Below are 26,669 nucleotides of genomic sequence, written 5' to 3' on the forward strand. Positions count from 1 at the left end.
GCGATGGAAATGAAAGACGTACACGAGAGCGCGCTGGCGCATGTCAATACCTGCTCGAAGCCTTCGGAGCTCCGCATCACCGATATTCGCTTCGCGGACATTCACGGCATACCGACTCATTGCAGCCTGATCAAGGTCTATACGAATCAGGGTCTCGTCGGCTTCGGAGAAGTGCGCGACAACGCCGAGAAGCTGTACGCCCTGATGCTGAAGAGCAGGCTGCTGGGCGAGAACCCTTGCAATGTCGACAAGCTGTTCCGGCGCATCAAGCAGTTCGGAAGTCACGGCCGGCAGGGCGGCGGCGTCAGCGGGCTGGAGGTCGCGCTGTGGGACTTGGCCGGCAAAGCCTACGGCGTTCCGGTCTATCAGATGCTGGGCGGCAAGTATCGCGACCGGATCCGCATATACTGCGACACCGACGTGGACGGCAAGGACACCGGACGCGCGATGGGCAAGGCGCTGAAGCAGCGGATGGAGAAGGGCTTTACTTTTCTGAAAATGGACCTCGGAATTAACCAGCTTGCCGGCGAACCGGGCACTCTGAACGGTCCGCTCGGGTTCGTGGAGGAAATGCGGACGCTGGCCGACAAGTGGCGCAACCGGTTTGAGCAGCCGCTGACTCCGGAGGAAAAGCGCAGACATTACGAGCTGACGAATATCGCGCATCCGTTCACCGGCATTCACGTGACGGAGAAGGGGCTGGATATGCTGGAGCAGTACGTCGCCGAAGTTCGCGAGGAGATCGGCTGCGAAATTCCGCTGGCCATCGATCACTTCGGCCATATCGGAGTGGAAGACTGCATCCGGCTCGGCCGGCGGATCGAGAAATTTAATCTGGCCTGGATGGAAGACATGATTCCTTGGCAGTACACGGATCAGTACGCCAGACTGGCTCGATCCGTCACGACGCCGATCTGCACCGGCGAGGATATCTATCTGAAGGAAAACTTCGAGCCGCTGATGGCGGCCGGCGGCATCTCGGTCGTCCACCCGGACGTGCTGACCGCCGGCGGCATTCTGGAGACGAAGAAGATCGGAGATCTGGCTCAGTCCTACGGCGTCGCCATGGCCATCCATATGGCGGAAAGCCCGATCGCCTGCCTGGCCGGCGTGCATGCGGCCGCGGCGACGGAGCATTTTCTGGCGCTGGAGTTCCACTCGAGCGATGTCCCTTGGTGGGACGATCTGATCATCAGCAAGCTGCCCAAGCCGCTCGTGCAGAACGGTTATATCCAGGTGCCTGAGGCGCCGGGCCTGGGCATCGAGGATTTGAACGACGAGGTGATCGCGCAGCATCTTCATCCGGAGATTCCGGGGCTGTGGGAGCCGACGGAGCAGTGGAACGTATCGTGGTCGAACGATCGGCTGTGGAGCTGAAGCGACGCGCCGATTCAACGCAGACAAGAAGAGAGGGAAGCTACGGATGAAATACGACAATCCGGAAGACATCATCCAGATCACCCCCCTATGGAAAGGGGAACGGTTCGCCAACGGACGTCCTAAGGTGCCGGACGACATTCTGCGCAGAATGCGGCGAATTACGCTGGAGGAAGCCTGGAGTCCGCTATGGCGGCGAGGGTACGACTTTCAGTTTCAAGGGGACTTTCAAACGGTGCACCCGAAGCTGACGATCGTCGGAAGGGCGGTCACGGCGGTGTTCGTGCCCGAGCGTCCCGACTTGAACGACGCGCTGCTTCAATACGGCAATCGGGAAGAGGGAAGGCAAGGCTTCTTTAACCAGTGGGTCATCGACAGTCTCGTCGAGGACGACGTCGTCGTGGCCGACATGTTCGACAAGATCTATAAAGGCACGTTCGTCGGCGGCAATCTGATGACGGCGATCTCCACCCGGACCAAGCGCGGGGGGGCCGTCGTATGGGGCGGCATGCGAGACGTGCAGCAGGTGGAGCAGATCGCGAACGTGAACGTGTACCATCGCGGCGTCGACCCGACGCCGATTCGCCAGGTCACGATGACGGGCATGAACGTTCCGTGCCGAATCGGCAATGCGATCTGCCTGCCCGGCGACGTCGTGATGGCGACGCCCGTCGGCGTGCTCTTCATCCCGCCGCACCTGGCGGAGCTGGTCGTCGTGCTGGCGGAGAAGTCGCAGGTTCGCGACCTCTTCGGCTTCGAGCGGCTCGAGCAGGGCGCCTATACGACGGCCGATATCGACGGCGACTGGACGACGGCGCTGTGGGAGGACTTCCTCGGCTGGTTCCGCTCGTCGGAGAAGGCGGCGGAATACCGGTCGCTTTCCTGGGAAGAGGAATGGGAAGAGGCGAAGCGGCGGGAAAGAGGAGACGGGCCGTCCGACGGCGCGCCGCGTGCGTAGCGATGAGGATCGGGTAACCTTGGCGAAAAATAACCAACGGAGGAGGTCCGTACGATGCAGAAGCGCATCATGCCCTTGGAGCGGCGCGGCATTGCCGCCAGCCGGCTCGTCCTGGGCTGCATGAAGCTGTGCGGCGGCATCAAGGCGAATCCGATTACCGAGGATGAAATTCTGCTGGCCGAGCGGGCGGTCGACGCCGCGCTCGAAGCCGGCATCACGATGTTCGACCACGCGGACGTCTATGCGCGCGGTCAAGCGGAAGCGGTATTCGGCGAGGTTCTGCGGAGAAGGCCGCAGCTGCGGGACCGGATTGTGATCCAGTCCAAATGCGGGTATCGGGTGGAGAGCGGCTCTCCGAAGATGTACGATTTTTCCCGCGATCATATTCTGAGAGCCGTCGATCGGAGTCTGGCCAGGCTGGGCACGGATCGTCTGGACATTCTGCTGCTGCATCGGCCGGATCCGCTGATGGAGCCGGACGAGATCGCGGAGGCGTTCGACCGGCTGCGGACGGCCGGCAAGGCGAGCCACTTCGGCGTCTCGAATCTGGGGGCCGACCAGATTCGTTACATCCAGCAGGCGCTGGACATGCCGCTCGTCGTCAATCAGCTCGATCTCAGCCTCGGCAAGCTCGATTGGCTGGACAGCGGCGTGCTGATGAACCGGAGGATCGACCATACGGTGCGATTCCCGGAAGGCACGCTGGAGCATTGCCGGATGCACGATATTCAGCTGCAGGCCTGGGGCTCGCTGGCTCAGGGCCGCTTCACGGGCCGACTGGAGGAAGCGGGCGGGACGGAGGCGGAGCGGAAAACTTCGGAGCGGGTGCGGCAGATGGCTCAGGAGAAGGAGACGACGCCGGAGGCGATCGTGCTCGGCTGGCTGATGAAGCATCCGGCTGCGATCCAGCCGGTGATCGGGACGCTGAATCCCGGGCGGATCGCCGCCTGCGCGGACGCCGTTCGGCAGTCGGAGACGATGACGAGAGAGGAATGGTACGGGTTGTATCAGACGAGCAGGGGGCAGGAAATTCCATGAAAAAGTTGTTGAACGATCCCGCGCGAGTCGTAGATGAAATGGTTGAAGGCTACGTAGGCGCGTATCCGCAATACATCCGCCGGCTCGACTCGAGCCCGAGGGCGCTGGTGCGGCAGAAGCTGCCGCCGGGCAAGGTCGGCGTCGTCATCGGCGGCGGCTCCGGCCACGAGCCGGGCTTCATGGGCTACGTCGGGCAGGGCTTCGCGGACGGCGTGGCCGTCGGCAACATTTTCGCCTCGCCGTCGCCCGAGCCGATCGTGGCCGTCACCGAGGCGGTGCACCAGGGCGCCGGGGTGCTGTACATCTACGGCAATTATGCGGGAGACGGGATGAACTTCGATATGAGCGCGGAGCTTGCGGCGATGTCGGGCATTCGTACGGCTACCGTTCGCATTACGGACGACGTCGCCTCCGCGCCGGCCGATCAGGCGGAGAAGCGGCGGGGGATCGCCGGCTTCGTGCTGCTGTTCAAGGTGGCGGGCGCCGCTTCCGACTTGGGCTACAATCTGGAGGAGCTGGCGCAGGTATGCGCCAAGGCGAACGACAGAACGCGGACGATGGGCGTCGCGCTCAGTCCCTGCACGCTGCCCCAGACGGGCAAGCCCGCGTTCGAGCTGGCCGGCGACGAGATGGAGATCGGCCTTGGCATCCATGGCGAGCCGGGAATGGAGCGAGGCAAGCTGGCGACGGCCGATGAGGTGGCGGAACGGCTTCTGACCGGCATTCTGGGCGAGCTGGAGCTGAGCCGGGGCGATCGGGTGGCCGTCCTGGTGAACGGGCTCGGATCGACGACGATGATGGAGCTGTTCGTCGTCTTCCGCAAGGCGGCAGCGACGCTGACGGAGCTGGGCGTGAGCATCCATCGTTCCTATGTCGGCGAATTCGTCACCTCTATGGAGATGGGCGGCTGCTCGATCACGGTCATGAAGCTGGATGACGAGCTGGCGAGGATGATCGACCACCCGGCGGATTGTCCCGCTTTTACGCAAATCCAGTAGAGAGGAAGGGAGTGGCGGCATGATCTTGACCGGACAGGAATGGAAACGGATCTTGACGGCGATCGGCGAGAAGATCGAAGCCAAGAAGGAGGAATTGTGCGATCTGGACCGCGTCATCGGAGACGGCGACCACGGCGTCTCCATGGCCATCGGCTGGCAGGCGATCCGGGAGGAGCTCGCACGGATGGAGCGGGAGGAAGATTTCGGCGTACTGCTGAGATCGGCGTCCCGCACGTTTCTGAATGCGGTAGGCGCGTCCGTAGGCCCGCTGTACGGCACCGCTTTTCTGCGGGGCAGCGCCGTTCTGATCGACAAGAAGGAAGCGAGCATCGAGGACGTCATGGGATTCTGGATCGCGGCGGTGAACGGCATTCAGCAGATGGGAAAGGCGCAGATCGGGGACAAGACGATGCTGGATACCTGGCTTCCGATCGCCGAAGCTCTCGGCGCGTCGCTGGAAGCGGGAGAGGCCTGGGAGCCGGCGCTGGACAAGGCGGCCGAGGCCGGAAGGCTCGGGATGGAATCGACCCGGGACCTCGTCTCGCGAATCGGCCGTTCAGGCCGGCTGGGAGAACGGTCCAAAGGGCATATCGATCCCGGGGCGGCCTCGGCGTGGCTGATCTTCTCCGCGTTCGTCGACGCCTGCAAGCAGCTTAAAGGAGCGGTTTCGTCATGAGCAAGCGAACGATGGTTATCCTTCAGGAGCTGCCGGAAGAGACGCTCGAGCGCATTCGCCTGACCGCCCCCGGATGGGAAGTGATCTCCGGAGAGGAGCGGGCGAACTGGCTGCCGCGCCTGCGGGAGGCGGAGATCGTCTGCGGCTGGAAGCCGGAAGCGGCGGAGCGGTGTCTGGGCGAAGGCGCTCGGCTGCAGTGGCTGCAGGTCTGGGGCGCGGGCGTGGACAAACTGCCGCTGGACCGGCTCGATCAGGCGGGCGTAACCGTCACGACCGCCAGCGGCGTCCATCCGTACCCGGTGTCGGAGACGGCGTTCGCGATGATGCTCGCCTTCAGCCGGGGCTTGCACACGGCCGTTCGCAACCAGATGAGCGGAGCCTGGCTCGATGCGGGGAGCTTAAGCGAGATTCACGGGAAGACGATCGGCATCGTCGGCGTCGGCACGATCGGACTGGAGGCGGCGCGTCTGGCCAAGGCGTTCGGCATGCGGGTTCTCGGCATGAGGCGCTCGGGCGAGCCGGCGGAGTTCGTCGACCGGATGAGCGACCGGAGCGGTCTGAACGACCTGCTGCGGGAAAGCGACTACGTCATGGCTGTAATGCCGCTAACCCGCGAGACGAAGCATATGTTCGGCCGCGACCAGTTCGCGGCAATGAAGCGCTCCGCTTACTTCATCAACGTCAGCCGGGGCGGGACGACGGATACGGAAGCGCTGGTGGCCGCGCTGAGGGAGGGCGAGATCGCCGGAGCGGGGCTGGACGTCTTCGAGCAGGAGCCGCTGCCGGCCGATCATCCGCTGTGGGCGATGGACAACGTCATCGTGACGCCTCATAACGGCGGAGTGACCGACCGGTATCGGGAGCGGGCGACCGACATCTTCCTCGAGAACCTGACCGCTTACGTAGAGGGCCGCACCCCGCCGCTCAACCGGGTGGATCCGGACCGGCAATATTAGACGAAGAGGGGATGCGAATGCTGAAGCTAGCGGAAAGACTGGGCACGCACGAATCGCCGCTGTGGACGCTGTGCAGGCAGATGGGCGTCGACTACGGCGTCGCGGCGCTGCCGCCGGAGCATAACGGCATGAAGCCTTGGGATTACATGAACTTGCTGCAGATGAAGACGCGGTATGAGAATGCCGGCTTCCGGATCGAAGTGATCGAATCCCGGCCGCCCGCAAATCTCATCAAGCTGGGCAAGCCGGGACGCGACGAAGAGATTGCGGCCGTGAAGGAACTGATCGTCAACATGGGCAAGCTGGGCATCCCGATCTGGTGCTACGACTTTATGGCCGACTTCAATTGGCTGCGCACCTCGACGACGACCCGGACGCGCGGCGGCGCTCTCGTCTCCAGCTACGACCACTCGCTTGTCTCCGAAGCGCCCTACTCCGAGAACGCGCCCGTCAGCGAAGACGAGCTGTGGTCGAACCTGAAGCACTACCTGGAGGCGATCGTTCCGGTGGCGGAGAAAGCGAAGGTCAAGCTGGCCCTTCATCCGGACGATCCGCCGATCTCCCCGGTACGCGGCATGTCGCGGATTCTGACGAGTGCGGACGCGCTGCAGCAGGCGATCGACCTGGTGCCGAGCGAATACAGCGGCATCTGCCTGTGCCAGGGCGTGCTGTCGGCTGCCGGAGAGGACATCCCGGCGACGATTCGCAGGTTCGCGAAGCAGGATAAGCTGATCTTCGTCCACTTCCGCGATACGCGCGGAACGGCCGACCGCTTCGAGGAGACGTTCCACGACGACGGGATGACCGATATGTACGAATGCATCCGAACGTACGCCGAAGTGGGCTTCGACGGGCCTCTCCGTCCGGATCATGTGCCGACCATGGCGGGCGAGGACAACGGCAATCCCGGCTACGAGACGTTGGGACGGCTGTTCGCCGTGGGCTATATCAAAGGCCTGATGGACGGGGTTTATCGTTAGTCGGGTTCGGGACGTTCCCGAGACCGTCTCAGACGCCGATCAACGGAAGCGTATCAGCTTCACGACCATCACGAGGGCCCGAGCGATCGCGCCCCTTTGGCGCTGCGTCATTTCGGGTTATTCTGCCATTAAGCTCAGAACGGGCGCCGATGCGGTCAAGGCCGCGATCGGCGCCCGTTTTTTGCGTGATTCAGCAAGTATTAAATACGTTATCCTTTTCTGAATCACCTCCGACAAAAACGCGATTCTGCGTCTGGAGGCCGCTAAAGGCGTTTTGGCTTGGCCCAGGCCTCATGATCGACAGCGAAGCCGAACAGTACCTTCACCATAAACAGGGAGCAGACAATCAGCATATAGGGCGGCATTCCCGGCAGCATGGGCAGGGCGGCCAGCCCTGCGGACAACAGCAGAGCCGCGGCGTACCGCTGCGAAGACCTGCCAATCAGGGCGTTCACGACGAACGCGCCGGCGATCGTATAGACCCACACCCCCGTCGCATGCCCGATATCGGTGCCGAGCAGCAGCGCGACAAGGACGAGGTGGATATGAACGGCGAGGAACACGATCCGATGCCTTTTTCTCTCCGCATAATAATTGCTCGTCGATTCCGTGAAGTTCGCGATGCAGCCGGCAAAAATATCGAAGATCAGAAGTAGGGCCAAGCCGATGCGCCAAGCCGGCAAGCGGTCCGACATGTCTGGAAATCTCCAATACAGCGCCGCCGTCAGCAAACCGCCGAACAACAGAATTCCCGCCATCGCCCCTTTTGCGGGCGTCTCGCCAAAGACGTCGTGCAAGTAAGAAGGAATTCGAACAGGCTTCATCCTCCGCAACCCCTTTTATAGAGTTATGTACTACAATTAAACAATCACTCCAAAACCATTATAAGCTTTAGTTTTGTAGTTTTAAACTCGAATTATTGATGTACTATAAAAATTGGGCTACACTGTAGAGGACGAGGTGAAGAATATGGACGGTTACGAACGGCGGAAACGGCAAAAGCGGAAGCAGGTTCACGAGGCGGCTTTCGAGCTGTTCGTCAAATACGGCTTTCAGAAAGTCAGCGTAAATGAAATTGCGGAGCGCGCGAACGTCTCGCCCGCCACGATCTACAATTATTACGGCACGAAGGAGCAGCTGTATGCCGATACGCTGACGAGCTGGATGGACGAGCGGCTGGAGCGGTACGAGAGGCTGCTGGAATCGGAAATGTCTTTTCCCGGGAAGACTCGGGAGCTGATTCGTCTGGAGGCCGAAAGCTTGAAGCTTCTGACGGCGGAATGGCCGCAGCTGCCTTCTGCCGAGCGGAACGGGTGGATGCGGCGGATGGACAGCTACGGCGATCGGAAAGTCGGCAGCTTCTTCCGGAGATATGTCGCGCTTGGCAAACGGGAGGGCTTCATTCATCGGGAGTTGTCGGAGGAGACGGCGATGCGCTACTTCGCGATGTTCAAAAACGAGCTGATCCGCTATTGGGGCGCAGAGGGCAAGGGCGAGGAACGGTCCGATCCGGACATGGAGCAATGGACGGAGCTGTTCTTTTACGGATTGGCGGGACGGGGGAGAGACCCGAGAGATTGAGCCTCTCCGTCCGCGACCTCCCATCAATCCGCCGTTGACGCGAAGGTCTGCCCCGTGATCCGGCGGGCTTGCCTCCCTGGCAAGCTGCCTGGTTTGCAGTCGCCAGTAATATCCCCGCGCATGCAGTCCTCTTAAACCTCCCAATCCCTTGTGCCGTGAGGGCTCCGGGGAATGGACCGGAGATCCGGCAGCTATGCGGTAAAAAACGAGCCGGACAGAGCCATTCTTTCCGCTCCCCGCATATACTGTCGAGATTATGGCAACAGGGAGGGTTTCTTCGTGATCAGCCTCTGCATGATAGTCAAAAACGAGGAAGAAGTGCTGGGACGCTGTCTGGATTCGGTCAAGGACCTGGTTGAGGAAATCGTGATCGTAGACACCGGCTCCACGGATCAAACCCCATCGATTGCGGCCCGGTATACGGACCGGATTTTCGATTTTTCCTGGACGGACGATTTTGCGGCGGCCCGCAATTATGCTTTTCAGCAGGCTTCTCAAGACTATATCTTCTGGCTCGACGCCGACGACGTGCTGCTGGAGGTTGACCGAAGCAAGTTCGCCGCGCTAAAAAGCAAACTGGATCCGACGGTGGATGCGGTAACGATGGATTACCACCTTGCTTTCGACGAGTACGGCAATGTGACGTTCAGCGTTAAACGCAACCGTCTGGTCAAGCGGAGCAACCAGTTCCAATGGATCGGCGCCGTACATGAATATCTTGAGGTTCGGGGCAAGCAGATGCACAGCGATATTGCCGTTACCCACCGCAGCGTTCGCCATGCCCGCGACCGCAATCTGCAAATTTACGAAAGCCGGCTGGCCCGGGGCGAGAAGTTCTCACCCAGAGACCTTTACTACTACGCCAATGAGCTGGTCGACCACGGCAAATACGAGCGGGCGATTTCCTATTACGAGCAGTTTCTGTGCACCGGCAAAGGATGGGTGGAGGACAATATCGCCTCCTGCGGCAAGCTGGCCGACTGCTATCATGAACTGGGGGACAAGAAGCAGGAGCTGGCTTCTGCCTTGCGATCCTTTCAATTCGGCCGGCCGCGGGCGGAATTTTGCTGCAGGCTCGGCTTTCATTTCCTGCAAGAGGACGACATCGAGACGGCCGCTTTCTGGTACAACCTCGCTTTGGAAGTGGGAAAATCGGAGAGAACCATGGGATTTTACAATCCGGTCTGTTCCACCTGGCTTCCCCATCTGCAGCTATGCGTCTGCTACAGCCGGTCGGGAAAATTCGAGCTGGCCCGGTACCATAATGAACAGGCGGCCGGCTATCGGCCCGACGATTCCCGCATTTTGCACAACCGCACCTATTTGCAATCCGTTCTGGGAGGCGGACAACAGGACCGGACCGGCGGGGCGGCCGAAGGCCGGAAGCGAGTGCTGATCGGCAGTCCGGTCAACCAGAAGGCCGACATTTTGCAGCTTTTTCTTCAAACCTTGCAGCTGCAGGAGAAGACCGGGCAACTGCAGGCCGGCTATATATTTGTCGATGACAACCCGGACGAGGCGGCCAGCCGGCTGCTCCATGAATTTGCCGAAGCTTCCGGGAAAGCCGAGGTGCTGCCTTCCGCTCATAAAGAGCCGTACATCCGCGACGATGTCACGCATTATTGGAATGAACGGCTTGTATGGAAAGTGGCGGAGTACAAAAACCGGATGATTCGGAAGGCGATTGACGAAGGCTATGATTATTTGTTTTTAATCGATTCCGATATTGTGCTCCGGCCCGGAACGGTGCCGCGCCTGATGGCCGCGGGCAAAGACATCGTGTCGGAAATATTCTGGACCCGGTGGCAGCCGGATGCTTCTCCCCAGCCCCAAGTCTGGCTCAGCGACCAGTACACGCAATGGGAACACGAAAGAGGCGAGGTGCTGAGCGAAGAGGAGATGGTCGGCCGCTACCAGCAGTTCGTCGACATGTTGAAAACCCCTGGGCTTTATCCGGTCGGCGGCTTGGGCGCGTGCACCTTGATCAGCCGCAAAGCGCTGCTGGCCGGAGTCAGCTTCAGCCCGATTCCGAATGTTTCATTCTGGGGCGAAGACCGCCATTTCTGCATCCGGGCAGCCGCTCTCGGCTTGGAGCTTTATGTGGATACCCATTATCCGGCCTATCATATTTATCGGGATTCCGATCTGGAAGGAGCCCGGCGCTTTATCCAGGAGCATGAGCTTATGCAAGAGACGCCGCTCGGGGCTGCGGAGGAGTCGAAATGACAGGCGGCCCGGAAGCATCCAGGAGCTGCCGGCTATATGCAGCACGATCCGTTAGGCAAGTATGGTTGGCGGGAGCAGTATTTATCCATTCTGGACGAACGCCCTCATCTTGTTCCATGGGCTGAGGCCGTGCAACACGAGGAGGAATAGCTGGCAGCCATGATAAGTATAAGCTTGTGCATGATCGTCAAGGACGAGGAGGAGACGCTGAAGCGATGCCTGGAATCGGCGGCGGGCGTGGCCGACGAAATCATTATCGTGGACACCGGCTCAGCCGACAGGACGAAAACCGTCGCGAAGGCCTATACGCCTCATGTGCTGGACTTTGAGTGGCAGGACGATTTCGCCGCGGCGCGCAATTATGCGTTCAGCCAAGCCACGAAAGACTATATCTTCTGGCTGGACGCCGACGATGTGCTCCTTCCTCCCGACAAGGAAAAGCTGATTGCGCTGAAGCGGACCCTGGATCCTGCTGTGGATGCGGTATCCATGGATTACCATATCGCCCGCGACAAGCACGGCAACCCGGTAACAAGCATCAGACGGTTTCGTCTGGTCAAGCGTTCCAGGAAGTACCGCTGGCAGGGCGCCGTTCATGAGATGCTGCTGGTGAGCGGAAGGATCTGGAACAGCGACATCGCGGTCACTCACAAAAAGGAGCGCCGCATGACCGACCGGAATTTGCAAATCTATGAAAAGCGATTGCGCGAAGGCAAACCGTTCAGTCCCCAGGATTTGTTCCATTTCGCCAGAGAGCTGCACCAATTCGGCCGTCTGGAAGAAGCAGTGGAACACTATACGGCCTTCCTGGACCGCTCCGGGCCTTCTCCGGAAAACCGCATCTGCGCCCTGCAGCAGCTTGCCGACTGCTATCACAGACTTGGCCAGACGGACAAGGAATTTTCCGCCACCTTTGAATCGTTCCAATATGATATTCCAAGACCGGAAAGCTGCTGTCGGCTTGGCTACCATTTTCTGCAGAAAGATGCGTACCGTCAAGCCGTCTATTGGTATAAGCAGGCCCTCGCCTTTCCCGTGGAGCCTGGCAGCTGGGTCATTGTGAATCAGACGAGCCGGACGCTGCTGCCCCATATTCAGCTTGCCCTCTGCTACTACCGGTTGGGCCAGTATGCCGAATCCTACTATCATAATAAGCAAGCCTTGACCTACAGCCCGGACGACCCGGCCATTCTGAACAATTTGCTGGTTTTGGAGCAGTTGTTGAAGGACGGCAAGGAAAGAACCGGAGCAGCGGCCGAGGAGAAGGCGGGAGATTGAACTTATTGGACGACGGCTTGCCCGAGAAAACAGATCCGAGTTGATCCGACGGGGCTGCCCAATAAGTCCCTAAAAATAAAAAGGCCGGGTGAGAAAACGTAAAGTTTTCCGCCCAGCCTTTTTATGTGCCTGCTATTGTAGGAAGGCAGCGAGGCGGATGCCTGCCACCTTCAATGGATTGTTGCTTTGCATCAGGCTTGAATCGGGATTGTTCCAATGGCTATGCCCAGTGGCGCCGGGCCGACTGTGATCGTTTCCGACACTGTATTGCTTGACGTATTAATCACGGTTACTAGTCCGGTACTATGGGTGACATAAACACGGGCCCCGTCAGGCGTAACCGCGGCATGCTGGTTTGATGGACTGTCCACCGTGGCCACAATCTGATGATTCGAAGTGTTCATCACGGAGATCTGGTCCAAATTTAGGACATAGGCTCTGGCTCCATCCGGGGTTATAACCAGGTCTAATGGATAAGAACCGACCGGGACGGTTTCGATGACCAAGTTGGAGGCCGTATTGATGACGGATAGATTATGAGAATTGTCGTTGGCCACATAAACCCTCGTTCCGTCCGGCGTAATCGCCATCCCCATCGGGGAACTGCCTACCGGAATCGTCTGGATCACCTGCAGATTGGCGGTGTTGACCACCGACACATTGGCCTCGTTCCAGTTGGACAAATAGGCCCGGGCGCCGTCAGGCGTAAACACAATCCCTCGCTGCTCTCTGCCTGCCTCAATGGTCCCCACCACCATATTGGAAGCCGTATCGATCACCGACACCGGGTTGGGAGTTTGCTGGCCGATGGGTGTGATGTTTGAAGCGTAAACCCTGGTGCCGTCCGGAGATATTTGCAGGTAGGAAGAAGAAAATATGATCGGGATAGACACTGAAACGGTATTGGTTTGCGTATCAATCACCGCCACTCTTGAATTGCTTGAGACTCCCGCGTAGGCTCGCGTCCCATCTGGAGTGAGGGCGATGTGATCGGAAGAAATACCGACATCGGGAATGGTGGCGATCACCACATTTGGAACGGCCTCTGTATCGATCACGTATACGCTGTCGGGACTATCGTTGCGGTTGCTGGCGACATAGGCCAGCACTCTTCCCTCCGGACCGGTGCTCCCGGTTGTTCCGGTGCCGCCGGTAGCTCCAGTCGCTCCGGTGGCTCCAGTCGCTCCGGTAGCTCCAGTCGCTCCGGTAGCTCCAGTCGCTCCGGTAGCTCCAGTCGCTCCGGTGGCTCCAGTCGCCCCAGTGGCTCCAGTCGCCCCGGTGTCCCCAGTCGCCCCAGTGGCTCCAGTCGCCCCGGTGTCCCCAGTCGCCCCAGTGGCTCCAGTCGCTCCGGTGGCTCCAGTCGCTCCGGTGGCTCCGGTGGCTCCAGCCTCTCCGGTTGCGCCCGTTGTTCCTGTGGCACCGGTGGCTCCCGTCGCGCCGGCAGGCCCTACCGCACCTTGCGCCCCGACGGCGCCTGTCGCCCCGGTTGGTCCGGTCGGTCCCATGCCGCCTTGCAGTCCGACCAAGCCGGTGGCTCCCGTCGCGCCGGCAGGCCCCACTGCTCCTTGCGCTCCGACTGCGCCTGTCGCCCCGGTCGGTCCGGTGGGGGCGTACATAATAGGAAAACTGCAAATAGCCCGGTAAAAGGGCAAAAAATAAAATATGAGCTATCACATTACACAGGATACCGCCCCATTGGACAAGCAGGGCGGTATTTCTGTATCTGGATAGCGCTACTTCGGGACAACTTGACCCGAAGTCAAAGGAGGGATGGCTGCATGCCAACTGGGCTTGATTAAAACCAGGCTCTTTTTTCATGCCATAAAACGGACAAGGAGGTAAAGCGTATGGCAAAAAATGAGCCAACTAAGCCGGACGAAATAAAAATCGTGCCGAAAAAAGAAGCTCCTGCGAAAGAGCAGACCGTTCCCACTGAAGCGGCAGAGATTGCCGACAATGCCCCCGCCCCGGAAACAAGCATGGGGAAAGCAGCGACATTAGCCCAAAAAAATGAAGCGGCTGCAAAGGAAATAGGCGAAGCTAAAGCGGGGCCGCCCTCTCCTGTTAGCGGTGAGCGTATCTCCACTCCCGGAGATATCGTAGTTTCCTTTGACAAAATCAAAGAGATTGTTTCCGAGAAACAGCCGACGAGAAAGGAAACAGAAAAAAGCGACCCTGCCGCTGAAACGGTACAGTTCGACAAAACCAGGTCGAAAACCGAGAACACCCGGCAGAAAAGGGAAAAACCGCTTCAAGCAGTCGAGCAGAAAAATAAGCCGGAAACCAGCCGGAGCAAGACTACCGAAACAGCAGTCAAGAAGCCTACCGGCTCTGCCAAACAGGAAAAAGCATCGAGGGCTGCAAAGAACGATAAGCCTGACAAGCAGAAACAGGCAGCAGGACTTGGCAAAGGACGTTCTGTTTCCGCAAAATCTACGGAACAGGCGCAGCAGGCAGCACCGTCTCTGGAACTGCCGCCCGAACCGAGGGAGGCTCCCCGGTCAGGCAAACAGGAGCAGATCGTCTATCTGAACCTTTCCGAGCTTCATCCGTTCAAAGATCATCCTTTCCAAGTCCGCAATGACGCAGAAATGGCGGCTATGGTGGAAAGCGTCAAGGACAAAGGGGTTACACAGCCCGCCATTGTACGTCCCCGCGAAGATGGAGGATATGAAATCGTATCCGGCCACCGCCGCCAGAAAGCCAGTGAATTAGCCGGATTTGCGGATATGCCCTGTATTATCCGCAACTTGACGGACGAGCAGGCAATCACGCAAATGGTAGAGGACAACACCAACCAGCGTGAAAATATCCTGCCCAGTGAACGGGCCAAAGCGCTGCACATGCAGTTGGAAGCCATTAAGCGACAAGGAGCGCGTACCGGCAACGGGCAACGCTCCAATGAGGTTGTAGCCGAGCGCAACAAAATGACGGTGAAGCAAGTTCAGCGATATATCAAACTGAATGCGCTTGTTCCCGACCTGATGAAAATGGTAGACGAAAAGAAAATTGCCTTTACTCCGGCGGTAGAACTTGCCTTCATAACGCCGAAAAATCAAAGCTATATCGCGATAGCCATTGAGGGGCAACAGTCGTCCCCTTCTCTTTCACAAGCACAACGGATGCGCGACCTTGACCAAAAGAAGCTGTTAAATCCCGATGTGATTGACGGCATCATGCTAGAAGAAAAAAAGGAGGTAGACAAAGTGATTATTTCCAGTCAGGAATTGAGCCAGTATTTTGGCAAGGACAAAACCCCGCGCGAAATGAAGGATACCATTATCAAGCTGCTTGATGAATGGAAGGATAAGCAACCGGAGCTTGCCAAGCCGGGAAAGAAAACAGAAAAGGAAAAATAAACGCTTCGGGTCAACTTGGCCCGAAGTTTTCTTTTGTGGGGCTTTGCCCCACACCCCAAAGCTCTAAGGATATGATATATTCCCCGTCGCCATATACATGGCAGCATAACCGGGAAAATCAGTCAAGAGTGCGAAGCACCGCCTACGGCGGCTAGCTCTTGACGGATTTCTCCCGGTTATGCTTTAAGGCTGTCAAGCGACGGGGATATATATTCCTTTGAGCCGCTCCCTTTCCAAGAATGGAAAGGGCGGGGGGATAGGTTGATGGCTTCACGCAACATAAACGGAGGTGCTTTTATCATGAAACGACCTTTAGCTTATATTACTGCGGCATGGAGCGGCGATCACAACGCCGACACCAAACAGGCGGCGGCGTATTGCCGGGCAGTCTATGAAGCTGGATTTTCTCCCATTTGCCCGATCCTGTATCTCCCGCTGTTCCTTAATGACGCCATCCCGGAGGAACACAAAAGCGGCATTGACATGAGCCGGGATCTGCTGCGCCGCGCCCATGTGCTTGTCGTGTGCGGGAGCGATATTGACGAGGATGTCAAAAACGACATTGCCGTTGCCGGGCGGCTGAAGATCACAGCCACTACGCTGGACGGGATTCTGACTGTGAATACACAGGGCCGGGCGAAAGAACATGCTTGAAGCCTATGTGACCAATCTTGGCAAATACAATGAAGGCTACGTCATCGGTGAGTATCTGAAACTTCCCGCTACCACCGAGGAAGTACAGGCTCTTTTGAAACGTATTGGCGTTGACGGAGTACGCTACGAGGAAGTTTTCATTACAAACTATGAAACCGATATTTCTGGCCTTCACGACTGTTTGGGCGAATACGAAAGTATTGACGAGCTGAACTATCTGGCTTCCCTGCTGGACGATATGCCGGAATGGGAAGCGGAAAAGTTTGCCGCCGCTCTGGAATTTGGGGAGTACCATAGCGCCAAGGACTTGATCAACCTGGCTCAAAATCTGGATGGCTTCGAGCTGTATTCGGGCATTGCGGACGAGAAGGATTTGGGCCGCTACTATATCGAGGAAATGTGCGCGCTGGAAGTGCCGGAGCATGTACAGAGCTACATCGACTATGAAGCCTACGGGCGGGATATGAGCATCAACGAGGACGGGCGCTTTGTCGATGGCGGCTATGTGGTACGGACAGGCGAAAGCTTCGATGAGCATTACAGCGGCAGGGACGACTTGCCAGAGGAACACCGGGTTTTTGCTTATCCAAAGCTTGAAAAGGCTTCTATTCGTGACACTCTCAAGCAGTATCAGCAGAAAATTGACCCTATGGACCGTTCCTCAAAAAGCCGCCCCGCGCCGTCCTTTGAGGAACGGTAAATCACTTCGGGCCAACTTGGCCCGAAGTCTGGAAGGGAGGAAACATCAATGGAGAAAAGCAAAACGCCGACGGCCCCTATTCTGGAAAACGAACAGGTAAAAGAGCTTTTGGCCCTATTACGAGAAAACAACGCTCCATCGACACCGGATTTTCTTGCGGTTCTGAATCAGATCAGCGCAATGGAACGCCAGCTTGACGCGGCGGTAAAAGAGCTTGCTTCTATGCGGCAGGAGCTGAAAGCGGCGCAAGAACAAAACCACCCGCTTAAAACGGCCTTGCAAAAAGCCGATACCGCCATGCAGCGGCAGGTATTGGACTTGCGGGAACGACTTTCCGAGCTAAAGCAGACGGTCATAGACGGCTGCAAACATGCTGTTGTCGCTTTTAAGGAAAAGGGTATTTCCGCTCTGGATCATGCGGCCCGTTTTTTCAACATCAGGCCCATGCTCGAAGTGATGCGGGATACGCTCACGAAGAATATCCAGGCTGACGACAAGGCTATCACCAAGATTGAAGCCATCAGCACCGAATACCATCAGGCCGAGCGGCATTTGAAAAACATAGGCCGGGCCATGCTTGGTAGGGAAGCTATTCAGGAAGCGAAACCACCCGGTAAGCTGGCAAAAGCCATATCTGCTCCGTTTCGTGCCGAGCGTTCCCATTTTGCCCATCTGAAAAAGCATGTGGAACAGGCTATCGGTGCTGTTGTCCGGCTGGAAGAACGGGCAACAGAGAAAAAAACGTCTATCCGGGAAGCGATTGAAGCCCATCATGAAAAAACCAAACTGAAAAAAAAAGACACTCCTGCTGTTGAGCGGCCCCGCTCTGCCGATGTGGAGCGATAAGCCACTTCGGGCCAACTTGGCCCGAGGTCCTCCCGCCTGTGTACGTGCCGACAGTGGCAGGAAAGGAGGTTTTTCATGCAGGAGGATATCGAACAGCGGACGATTGCCCTATCCGTTAATGCCACAAAGCTGACAGGGCGAACATTGGCAAATGTGCTGTCGGCAGCCCTTCGGCAAATTCAAAGGGGACATCAAAAGCGGCAGACCCCACAGGGCAGACAGAGCGTAAAAAAGCTGATGAATCACGGCGTTGCCACAAACAGTCTTGATTTGTCCGGCAATACCCGCCTGTTTGACCGTGTGGCCCGAAAATACAATGTGGACTATGCCTTCCACAAAACTGGGCCGGATAAATACCTGCTATTCTTCAAGGCCGGACAGGCAGACGCCATCACTGCCTGTTTTGGCGAATACACCAAGCGGGTGCTGAACCAAAGCAAGAGCAAGCGTCCTTCTATTTTGAAACAGCTACAAACCTTTGCCGATAAGGAGCGCACCAAACCGCGACAGCAAGAAAGAACACGGGAGGCGGTGCGGAATGAACGATAACATGAGGAAGGTTATTTTGCCGAACATCCCCTATCTGTTTATCCTGTGGTTCGGCCTGAAGCTCGGCACAGCCTACCGCCTTGCGGTAGGCGCAACCTTGGGAGAAAAGCTCATCGGCACGATAAAAACCATAGGCCCGGCGTTTGAAACCATCGCGCCGGGCTTTGTTGTGTCCGATTGGCTCATTGGCCTAGCCGTAACCGTCCTGATTCGGCTGATGGTATGGCACAAAGTAAAAAACGCAAAGAAATTCAGAAGAGATGCGGAATATGGTTCGGCCCGGTGGGGAACGGCAAAGGATATCAAGCCTTTTATCGACCCCAAATTTCAAAATAACGTCATCCTGACCGGCACGGAGTTTCTGACGATGAACACCCGCCCGGCGAATCCCGCCAACGCCCGAAACCTGAACTGCTGTGTCATTGGTTCCTCCGGTTCCGGCAAAACCCGGTTCTGGCTGACCCCACAGCTTTTACAGGCGCATTCTTCCTACGTGGTGGTTGACCCGAAAGGCGGCATCTTGGGGCAAGTCGGCTCATTCCTGCAAAAGCAGGGCTACAAAATCAAGGTATTCAACAGCATCGATTTTTCAAAATCGATGCACTATAACCCCCTTGCCTATATCAGGACGGAAAATGACATTCTGAAATTTGTCCACGCCCTGATTGAGAACACCAAGGGCGACGGCAAGGAAGGCGATCCATTCTGGACGAAAGCGGAGACGCTTTTGTATTGTGCTTTAATCGGTTATATCGTCTTTGAAGGACCGGAGGAAGAACGGAATCTCAATACCTTGGTCGATATGCTGAACAGTATGGAAACACGGGAAGATGATGAAGACTTCAAGAACGCCGTGGACTATATGTTCATGGGCTTGGAGAAACGGAACCCGCACCATTTTGCGGTGCGGCAGTACAAGAAATATAAGCTGGCAAGTGGTAAGACCTCCAAAAGCATCCTCATTTCCTGCGGGGCCAGATTGGCCCCTTTTGACATTGAGCAGCTTCGGGAAATGATGAGCGATGATGAAATGGAGCTTGACCGCATGGGCGATAGAAAAACCGCGACCTTCTTTATCATCAGTGATACGAACACGACCTACAACTTTATCGTCGCCCTTGCCTTCTCGCAGATGTTCAACCTGTTATGCGAACGGGCCGACAACAAGCACGGCGGCAGACTGCCTCATCATGTGCGGGTGCTGTGGGACGAAGCAGCCAATACGGGGCAAGTGCCGCAACTGGAAAAGCTGGTGGCGGTGATTCGCTCCCGCGAAATCTCCCTGTGCCTGTTTTTACAGGCGCAGAGCCAGTTAAAAGCGCTGTATAAAGATCATGCGGAAACCATTATGGGCAATATGGACAGCGTGATTTTTCTTGGCGGCCGGGAGCATAGCACCATCAAGGAGCTTTCGGAGGTTTTGGGGAAAGAAACCATCTCCATGCAAACGGAAAGCCGGACGCGAGGGCAGTCGGAAAGCTACGGACAGAACATGCAGCGGCTCGGCAAGGAGCTAATGACCATGGACGAACTGACCACCATGCCGGGCAACAGATGTATTTTACAGCTTCGCGGCTTGCGGCCGTTTTTTTCTCCCAAATATGACTTAAAGAAGCATCCGAATTACAGGCATACGGCGGAAGCTGACATGCGGAATGCTTTTGACCCGGCTCGGCTCGTCAACCGCCGCATGAAAAGGCTCCATCCCAATGAGCCGTATACCGTTTACGAAATAGACGCTGACGAGGAAGCCGCCGCCATCAACGAGAACGAGGACATTCTCAACTATGATGATGTGGATGACCCGGAAGCATTCGCCTGACTTCGGGGCAACTTGACCCGAAGTGAACACCGCCAGCAATGGCGATTTTTTTATGCCCGAAAACAAAATCAAACCGATGGAGGTCATTCGATTATGGGATTTTTTACGAGTGCAGTAAGCACGTTGCAGACGCTTGTTGTGGCGCTTGGCGCGGGCCTTGCCGTATGGGGCGTGATCAACCTGTTGGAAGGCTATGGCTCTGACAATCCGGGCGCGAAATCACAAGGGGTTAAACAGCTTATGGCTGGCGGCGGTGTCATCCTCTTGGGAACGACGCTTGTCCCGATGCTGTCGAGCTTGTTTTAAGGGAAGTCCGTATGGATTTTCTCACCGACTGGATTAACGAATGGATCAAGAGCCTGCTGGTGGACGGGATCATGGGCAACTTAGGCGGCCTTTTTGAGAACGTGAACGACCAGATCGGAGAGATTGCCACACAGGTAGGAACAACGCCGGGGAACTGGAACCCCGGCGTGTTCTCCCTCATCCGGCAGCTTTCCGAAACAGTTGTCTTGCCGATTGCCGGCCTTGTCCTGACCTTTGTTATGTGCTATGAGCTGATTCAAATGCTGATTGACCGCAATAACCTGCACGACATGGACACTTGGATTTTTTTCAAGTGGATATTCAAAACCTTTGTTGCGGTACTGCTTCTTTCCAACACGTTCAATATCGTGATGGCGGTATTTGATGTTTCCCAAAGCGTCATCAATAGCGCGGGCGGGCTGATCGCAAGCGATACGGCAGTAAGCCCCGGTATGCTGGACAGCTTGGAGGCGGAGCTTATGGCGATGGAGATTGGCCCCCTGCTTGGCCTGTGGATGCAATCCTTCCTGATCCGAATCGTGGTCGTAGCCATCAACATTGTCGTTTTTGTGATCGTGTACGGCAGAATGATTGAAATTTATTTGCTGACCAGCTTAGCGCCTGTGCCGATGGCGACAATGGTCAATCGGGAAATCGGCGGTATGGGTCAAAACTATTTGAAAGCCTTGTGCGCCATTGCCTTTCAAGGGCTGTTGATCTTGGTGTGCGTGGCGATTTACGCCAAGCTGGTGCAGAGTATCGCCATAGGCGGCGACCCCATTAAAGCCATATGGACGGTTATCGGCTATTCGGTGCTGCTGTGCTTCACCATGTTCAAAACAGGAACCCTTGCCAAATCCATCTTCGGGGCGCATTGAGGACTTCGGGCCAAGTTGGCCCGAAGTGAGAAAGGAGAATTGCTTACGATGAGCAAGGAAAAAACAACGATTCCGCAGGAAACGGAACAGGCGGCGATGCCGCTGAAACTGGACGTTACCGCACGGCTCATTGAGCCAAAGGGCAACCTTGTGGGCTTTGCCAGTCTGAAAATCAATGACAGCTTTGTGATTGATGATTTTAAGATTTTGCAGAGCGACAAGGGCATTTTTGTCGGTATGCCGAGCAAGCCGGATAAGACTAGCAAGACCGGCTACCGGGATACCGCCCGCCCCATCACAAAGGCGTTTCGCGCAGAGCTTACTGAAGCGGTGACAGCGGCCTATCGTGCGGAGCGAGAAAGGTTACAGTCCCGCACCGCTGCTATTACGTCTTCCGAAAAGCATTCTATCCCGAAACAACTTGCCGGGGGCGCGAAACAGGCGGCACAGGAAAAAGCGGCCCGGCCTGCTTCTGCAAAGGCGAATAGGGCCAAAAATGCTGAAAGATGATCGTGCGACTTCGGGCCGATTTGCCCCGAAGTGCCGGAAAGGAGGTTTTTATGCTCTACCAACAGCCGGAACAATCGCCGTGGGGGAAGGTGCAGACCTGTGACGATCTCTGCCCCGGTGTGTTTCTTGTCAGCACCGCCAGTCATGGCGGAACTATGGTTGCCACCGATATGGCGGCTATTCTCTCTCCCGCCGCTCAAAAGTGCGGCTTTCGTCACAGTGGCTTTCTCTGCTTTGAGGAAGATACACAGGAGGATGTTGTCCTGCGGGAGCTTTTAGACAAAAAGCTTTGGACAGTTCCCGACCGTGTGAAGGACAAGGCCGCTTTTGAGGAAAACATCAACAAGTCGATCCGAAAACACAACCCTGACTATTGGCGAGTGCGGCAGGCCAGTCTTGAAAAGGCTTCGGCCCGGCAGATGCCCCCTGTTCGCCACGTTGAACGATAACGGACTTCGGGCCAAGTTGGCCCGATGTTTTCATTTCAACGGAAAGGAGTTTTTGACATCTATGGCATACGTCAGTGTCCCCAATGATTTATCGAAAATCAAAACCAAAATTGCGTTTAACCTGACCAAACGCCAGCTTATCTGCTTTGGCATCGCGGCGGTCATCGGGATTCCGAGTTATCTTTTTACCCGTACCGCCATTGGCAATACCGGAGCCTTGCTTCTGATGATTGCCCTGATGCTCCCTTGTTTTTTCTTCGCCATGTACGAGCGTGACGGGCTTCCCTTTGAAAAGGTGGTGCGGAATATCATCCGTTCCAAATTGCTGTGGCCCCGTGTAAGACCGTATCAGACCCAAAATTTCTATGCGTATCTTGGAAAGGAGGTTCCGCAGAATGACGCACAAAGCAAAACGTCCGCCCGTTCCCGCCAAAATCGGAAAGCGTAAACGGCGCGGGCCGCAGTCGGCACAGCAGACCATACCGTATAAAGAAATGTTCCGGGACGGAATCTGCAAGGTGCGGGAGGGCTACTACACCAAAACGCTCTCTTACGAGGATATTAACTATGCTGTGGCTTCATCGGATGCACAAAGCGCCATCTTTGACGGGTACTGCGCGTTCCTCAACTATTTTGACAGCGCGCTCCCGTTTCAAATGTCGTTCATTAACCACCGCTCCCGCCCGGAAAACCGTTACAGCGTGAACATTACTCCGCAGGACGATGATTTTAACAGCATCCGCGGCGAATTTACCGCTATGCTGGAAAGTCAGATTGCCCGAAGCAATAACGGCATTGTTCGCTCCAAATATATGACATTTGGTATCCATGCGGACGGAATCGCAACCGCTCGCTCCCGCTTGGAGCGTATCGAGACTGACATTGTAGGCAACTTCAAAAAGCTAGGCGTACAATCGTCTTCGCTGGATGGGCGGGAACGCTTGCGGGTGATACACAGCCAGCTACACCCCGGTGGCCGAGAGCCGTTTCACTTCTCATGGGAGATGATCCCGAAAACAGGCATGGGAACAAAGGACTTTATTGCCCCCACTTCCTTTGACTTTCGCCAAAGCCGCGCCTTTCGTGTGGGAACCACATGGGGCGCGGCGATGCATATGCAGATTATGGCTTCCGAGCTTTCCGACAAGCTTCTTGCAGAGCTTTTGGAAGTGGACGCGGAAATGACGATCACGCTGCATATCCAGACGGTAGACCAGGCCAAAGCGGTAAAGACGGTAAAGGCCAAGCTGACCGACATTGACCGGATGAAGATGGACGAACAGAAAAAAGCGGCGCGGGCCGGGTATGACATGGACATTCTGCCCCCGGATTTGCTGACGTACAGCAAGGACGCGGCGGCTCTGCTTGCCGATCTGCAAAGCCGCAATGAAAGAATGTTCCTGTTGACCTTTCTTGTGGTGAACACGGCTCCCACCCGCCAGCAGCTCGAAAACGATATTTTCACCGTATCGGGCATTACGCAGAAATACAACTGTTTTTTGAAACGGCTGGATTTTCAGCAGGAACAAGGCTTTATGTCTTCTCTCCCGCTTGGATATAACGGTATTGAGATACAGCGGGGCATGACGACATCCAGCACCGCTATTTTTGTGCCGTTTATGACACAGGAGCTGCGTATGGACGGGCAAGCGTTGTATTACGGCATGAATGCTCTTTCCCACAATATTATTATGGCAGACCGCAAAAAGCTGAAATCGGCCAACGGCCTGTATTTGGGTTCCACCGGAAGCGGCAAGAGCTTCGCCGCAAAGCGGGAGCTAATCAACGTGTTTCTTGCTACAAAAGATCGAATAATCATCGTAGACCCGATGGGCGAATATGCCCCGCTGGTAAGGCGGCTTGGCGGCGAGGTGATCGACATTTCGCCGGAAAGCCCCCATCACATCAATCCGATGGACTTAAAACTGAATTTAACCGGAGAAGAAAGTCCGCTTTCCATGAAGGCGGACTTTTTAATGTCGCTGTGCGAGCTGATTATCGGCGGCAAAGAGGGCTTACAGCCGATTGAAAAAACGGTCATTGACCGCTGTGTGCGTCTGGTTTACCGAGAGCTTGCGCTTGGAATCGAGGACGGGAAAATGCCCCTCCTGCAAGACCTGTACGAAACGCTGTGTCAGCAGCCGGAGCCGGAAGCCAAACGGATCGCAACCGCGCTGGAGCTTTACTGCACTGGCTCCCTGAATATGTTCAACCACCCGACCAACGTACAGACCGACCGCCGTATTACCTGTATCGTACTGAAAAGCATGGGCGAAAACCTGCGGAAAATTGCCATGCACATCACCAACGAGCTGGTCACACAGGCGGTAGACGAAAACTTTTCGCGGAGCCTTGCGACTTGGTGCTACTATGACGAATTTCATATTCTGTTGCAGGACAGCTTGAGCGCCAGCTACTTTGTGCGTGTCTGGAAAATGCTTCGTAAAAAGGGTTGTGTTCCATCCGCTTTAACCCAAAACGTCAAAGACCTTTTGGCGAGCCGGGAAATTGAAAATATTTTGGAGAACAGCGATTTTATGATTCTGTTATCACAAGCGCAGGGCGATCGGGCCATTCTGGCCAAACAGCTTGGGATCTCTGAACACCAGCTATCCTATATCGCGCACAGCAATTCCGGGGAGGGCCTGTTGTTTTTCGGGAATACAACCATTCCGTTTATTGACCGCTTCCCGCGCGGTGAGATTTACAATCTGCTCACTACCCGCCCGGAGGATGTGAAAAAGGAGAATCAACATGCGTGAACATGAGGAACAGGCGGCAACTTTGGGTCAACTTGGCCCGAAGTCGGGGAAGCTTCGGCAGGAAAGCAAACAGCCCCGGCCTTCTGAACGCTTGCGGCGTGAGGAGCCACCCTCGCCCGGTGATGGAGAGGCTAATGCCGGAGCCGCCCCCTCTGCTCGCCATACCGATAAAAAAGCGACACAGAACGGGAAGCGCATGGAAAAGAGTGGCGACAAGTTAAACGCTGCCCGTGAGAAAGCGGCCGCGCAAAAGCCCTTGAAAAAGCCCGGCCCCATCAAAGCTGCTGGTCGCGCCGCGCACGATGAAACATGGCGGTATGTGCATGGGAAACTCCATCAGGTGGAGCGTGAAAATGTCGGCACAGAAGCCGCCCATAAAGCCGAGCTTGCCGGGGAGCGTCTTGTCCGTGGCGGTATACGCTTCATGAGGCGCCATATCCGCACCCGCCCGGCCCGGCAGGTTCGCAAGTGGGAACGGAAAACGATCCGCGCAAAGGCCGATGATGCCTACCGCCAGTTGGTACAGGAAAATCCGGGCTTACAAAGCAATCCTGTTTCCCGGCTTTGGCAAAAGCAACGACTGAAAAGGCAGGTTCGGAAACAGGCACGAGAAGCTGCCAAGCTTGGCAAAAAGGCGGTCAAGTTCACAGACAAAATCGCCCGCGCGATTACGATCTTTGTGAAACGAAATCCGAAGCTTCTGCTAATTGGGCTGGCGCTGTTCCTGCTGATTGTCGTTCTGCAATCCTGTATGGCGGGAATGGCGTCCATTGGGAACGGCCTGATTAGCGTCGTAGGCGGCACTTCCTATGGTTCGTCGGACCACGACATTGAAGCCGTGGAAGCCAGCTATACCGCACTGGAAAAGGATTTGCGGGAAAGGCTGGCCCGGATCGAAAGCGACTATCCCGGTTATGACGAGTACCGCTATGCCGTGGACGAAATCGGGCATGATCCCTTTGAACTGGCTTCCTACCTGACCGCCAAATACGGCGGTTACTCCCCCGCGGAGGTTCAGGCCGAGTTGCAAGCCCTGTTCGGAGAGCAGTATATGCTGACCATCACGGAAACGGTGGAGGTGCGCTACCGCACGGAAACCCGAACGGACACATGGACGGAAACGGACCTGGAAACCGGGGAAACCATCACGCATTCCGACACCTATACTGTGGAGGTTCCCTATGACTATTTCATTCTCAACGTTACTTTACGAAACCAGTCGCTTGGTGCGGTGGCCATAGCTAATCTCGATACAAAGCAACAGGAACAGTATGCCATCTATCAGAGAACCAAGGGCAACCGTCCGAATCTCTTTGCGGGGAACATTTATGCTCATACCGGGGAATACACCAAATACGACATCCCGCCGGAAGCGCTGGCCGACCCGGAATTTGCCGCTCTGATTGCTGAAGCCGAGAAATATTTGGGCTACCCATACGTTTGGGGCGGTTCAAATCCAGCTACGTCCTTTGACTGTTCAGGCTTTGTCAGCTATGTGTTGGACAAGTCCGGCGTGTACCCGATGAGCCGGACAACGGCGCAGGGTATTTTTAATCTGACGGCGAAGATTCCGCGCTCCGAAGCCAAGCCCGGCGATCTGATTTTCTTTACGGGAACGTATGACAGTTCCGGGCCTGTGTCGCACTTAGGCATCTATGTGGGAGAGAATATGATGCTTCACAGTGCCAGCGGCGGTGTACAGTATGCCCGCACGGACAGCCCATACTGGACGGAACATTTTTATGCGATGGGCCGCTTGTAGCTCT

24 protein-coding genes and 1 pseudogene are annotated in these 26,669 nt (G+C 56.4%); 23 read left to right on the forward strand and 2 right to left on the reverse strand.

All coding sequences use genetic code 11. The features are described 5' to 3' along the window. Positions 1–9: 9 nt before the first annotated feature. Genes ACFO3S_RS07795 through ACFO3S_RS07825 form a run of 7 tightly spaced genes read left to right on the forward strand, consistent with a single transcriptional unit; the run spans position 10 to position 6,983 of the window. Positions 10–1,377, forward strand: coding sequence for a mandelate racemase/muconate lactonizing enzyme family protein (locus tag ACFO3S_RS07795; RefSeq protein ID WP_378094093.1), 1,368 nt, complete (start codon positions 10–12; stop codon positions 1,375–1,377). Positions 1,378–1,423: 46 nt separating this feature from the next. Further along, entirely contained in the window at positions 1,424–2,335 is a 912-nt protein-coding gene (locus tag ACFO3S_RS07800; protein ID WP_378094095.1) for an RraA family protein, read from the forward strand. Between the two features lie 54 nt (positions 2,336–2,389). Next, on the forward strand, positions 2,390–3,373 hold the full coding sequence (locus ACFO3S_RS07805) for an aldo/keto reductase (protein ID WP_378094097.1): 984 nt from the start codon (positions 2,390–2,392) through the stop codon (positions 3,371–3,373). Continuing rightward, positions 3,370–4,371: a dihydroxyacetone kinase subunit DhaK gene (locus ACFO3S_RS07810; protein WP_378094099.1), complete on the forward strand. Its 1,002-nt coding sequence runs from the start codon at positions 3,370–3,372 to the stop codon at positions 4,369–4,371. The genes ACFO3S_RS07805 and ACFO3S_RS07810 overlap by 4 nt, the downstream gene beginning before the upstream one ends. A gap of 19 nt (positions 4,372–4,390) precedes the next feature. Beyond that, complete coding sequence (gene dhaL, locus ACFO3S_RS07815) at positions 4,391–5,047, forward strand: dihydroxyacetone kinase subunit DhaL (protein WP_378094101.1); 657 nt, start codon at positions 4,391–4,393, stop codon at positions 5,045–5,047. After that, positions 5,044–6,003, forward strand: a complete 960-nt coding sequence (locus ACFO3S_RS07820) for a D-2-hydroxyacid dehydrogenase (protein ID WP_378094103.1) — start codon at positions 5,044–5,046, stop codon at positions 6,001–6,003. Before dhaL ends, ACFO3S_RS07820 begins: the two co-directional genes overlap by 4 nt. Positions 6,004–6,020: 17 nt before the next feature. After that, complete coding sequence (locus ACFO3S_RS07825; RefSeq protein ID WP_378094105.1) at positions 6,021–6,983, forward strand: mannonate dehydratase; 963 nt, start codon at positions 6,021–6,023, stop codon at positions 6,981–6,983. Positions 6,984–7,246: 263 nt separating this feature from the next. On the opposite strand, the gene ACFO3S_RS07830 is transcribed toward ACFO3S_RS07825, so the two are convergent. Then, the gene (locus ACFO3S_RS07830) at positions 7,247–7,807 is read right to left on the reverse strand and encodes a hypothetical protein (protein ID WP_378094107.1); all 561 of its coding nucleotides are present in this window, start codon (positions 7,805–7,807) and stop codon (positions 7,247–7,249) included. A gap of 145 nt (positions 7,808–7,952) precedes the next feature. Here ACFO3S_RS07830 and ACFO3S_RS07835 point away from each other — a divergent pair, with 145 nt between their 5' ends. The 3 genes and pseudogenes from ACFO3S_RS07835 to ACFO3S_RS07845 all read left to right on the forward strand — a co-directional run bounded on the left by ACFO3S_RS07835 (position 7,953) and on the right by ACFO3S_RS07845 (position 12,068). Next, positions 7,953–8,564 carry a TetR/AcrR family transcriptional regulator gene (locus tag ACFO3S_RS07835; protein WP_378094109.1) on the forward strand — a complete coding sequence of 204 codons (612 nt, stop codon included), beginning with the start codon at positions 7,953–7,955 and terminating at the stop codon, positions 8,562–8,564. Positions 8,565–8,858: 294 nt separating this feature from the next. Then, positions 8,859–9,908 (forward strand): annotated as a pseudogene (locus ACFO3S_RS07840) (tetratricopeptide repeat-containing glycosyltransferase family 2 protein); the annotation flags it as partial. Between the two features lie 1,041 nt (positions 9,909–10,949). Then, positions 10,950–12,068 carry a glycosyltransferase gene (locus tag ACFO3S_RS07845; protein WP_378094111.1) on the forward strand — a complete coding sequence of 373 codons (1,119 nt, stop codon included), beginning with the start codon at positions 10,950–10,952 and terminating at the stop codon, positions 12,066–12,068. A 191-nt stretch (positions 12,069–12,259) separates the two neighbouring features. On the opposite strand, the gene ACFO3S_RS07850 is transcribed toward ACFO3S_RS07845, so the two are convergent. Next, entirely contained in the window at positions 12,260–13,177 is a 918-nt protein-coding gene (locus ACFO3S_RS07850) for a YncE family protein (protein ID WP_378094113.1), read from the reverse strand. A 738-nt stretch (positions 13,178–13,915) separates the two neighbouring features. On the opposite strand from ACFO3S_RS07850, the gene ACFO3S_RS07855 reads away from it, so the two are divergent. The 13 genes from ACFO3S_RS07855 to ACFO3S_RS07915 all read left to right on the forward strand — a co-directional run bounded on the left by ACFO3S_RS07855 (position 13,916) and on the right by ACFO3S_RS07915 (position 26,665). Beyond that, on the forward strand, positions 13,916–15,427 hold the full coding sequence (locus ACFO3S_RS07855; protein ID WP_378094115.1) for a ParB/RepB/Spo0J family partition protein: 1,512 nt from the start codon (positions 13,916–13,918) through the stop codon (positions 15,425–15,427). Between the two features lie 300 nt (positions 15,428–15,727). After that, positions 15,728–16,081 (forward strand): DUF7768 domain-containing protein, encoded by a 354-nt coding sequence (locus ACFO3S_RS07860; protein ID WP_378094117.1) that lies wholly within the window; start codon positions 15,728–15,730, stop codon positions 16,079–16,081. Further along, positions 16,074–16,781, forward strand: coding sequence for an antirestriction protein ArdA (locus ACFO3S_RS07865; protein ID WP_378094120.1), 708 nt, complete (start codon positions 16,074–16,076; stop codon positions 16,779–16,781). Before ACFO3S_RS07860 ends, ACFO3S_RS07865 begins: the two co-directional genes overlap by 8 nt. A 48-nt stretch (positions 16,782–16,829) precedes the next feature. Further along, positions 16,830–17,627, forward strand: a complete 798-nt coding sequence (locus ACFO3S_RS07870) for a DUF6674 family protein (RefSeq protein ID WP_378094123.1) — start codon at positions 16,830–16,832, stop codon at positions 17,625–17,627. Positions 17,628–17,702: 75 nt separating this feature from the next. Then, the gene (locus tag ACFO3S_RS07875; RefSeq protein WP_378094125.1) at positions 17,703–18,176 is read left to right on the forward strand and encodes a PcfB family protein; all 474 of its coding nucleotides are present in this window, start codon (positions 17,703–17,705) and stop codon (positions 18,174–18,176) included. Next, entirely contained in the window at positions 18,166–19,998 is a 1,833-nt protein-coding gene (locus ACFO3S_RS07880) for a VirD4-like conjugal transfer protein, CD1115 family (protein ID WP_378094127.1), read from the forward strand. The genes ACFO3S_RS07875 and ACFO3S_RS07880 overlap by 11 nt, the downstream gene beginning before the upstream one ends. A gap of 93 nt (positions 19,999–20,091) precedes the next feature. Continuing rightward, entirely contained in the window at positions 20,092–20,304 is a 213-nt protein-coding gene (locus tag ACFO3S_RS07885) for a Maff2 family mobile element protein (protein ID WP_378094129.1), read from the forward strand. Positions 20,305–20,315: 11 nt separating this feature from the next. Continuing rightward, a complete protein-coding gene (locus ACFO3S_RS07890; protein ID WP_378094131.1) occupies positions 20,316–21,182 on the forward strand; it encodes a VirB6/TrbL-like conjugal transfer protein, CD1112 family in 867 nt (288 codons plus the stop codon). Between the two features lie 48 nt (positions 21,183–21,230). Then, on the forward strand, positions 21,231–21,692 hold the full coding sequence (locus tag ACFO3S_RS07895; RefSeq protein WP_378094133.1) for a septation protein SpoVG family protein: 462 nt from the start codon (positions 21,231–21,233) through the stop codon (positions 21,690–21,692). 50 nt (positions 21,693–21,742) lie between these two features. Beyond that, entirely contained in the window at positions 21,743–22,141 is a 399-nt protein-coding gene (locus ACFO3S_RS07900; RefSeq protein ID WP_378094135.1) for a DUF7007 domain-containing protein, read from the forward strand. Between the two features lie 61 nt (positions 22,142–22,202). Continuing rightward, positions 22,203–22,589, forward strand: a complete 387-nt coding sequence (locus ACFO3S_RS07905; protein WP_378094137.1) for a PrgI family protein — start codon at positions 22,203–22,205, stop codon at positions 22,587–22,589. Next, complete coding sequence (locus ACFO3S_RS07910) at positions 22,537–24,903, forward strand: VirB4-like conjugal transfer ATPase, CD1110 family (protein WP_378094139.1); 2,367 nt, start codon at positions 22,537–22,539, stop codon at positions 24,901–24,903. Before ACFO3S_RS07905 ends, ACFO3S_RS07910 begins: the two co-directional genes overlap by 53 nt. After that, on the forward strand, positions 24,896–26,665 hold the full coding sequence (locus ACFO3S_RS07915) for a CD1108 family mobile element protein (protein WP_378094141.1): 1,770 nt from the start codon (positions 24,896–24,898) through the stop codon (positions 26,663–26,665). The genes ACFO3S_RS07910 and ACFO3S_RS07915 overlap by 8 nt, the downstream gene beginning before the upstream one ends. The last annotated feature ends 4 nt before the right edge of the window (positions 26,666–26,669 follow it).

The sequence above is a fragment of the Cohnella hongkongensis genome (genome assembly GCF_042654645.1).
Classification (GTDB): domain Bacteria; phylum Bacillota; class Bacilli; order Paenibacillales; family Paenibacillaceae; genus Cohnella; species Cohnella hongkongensis.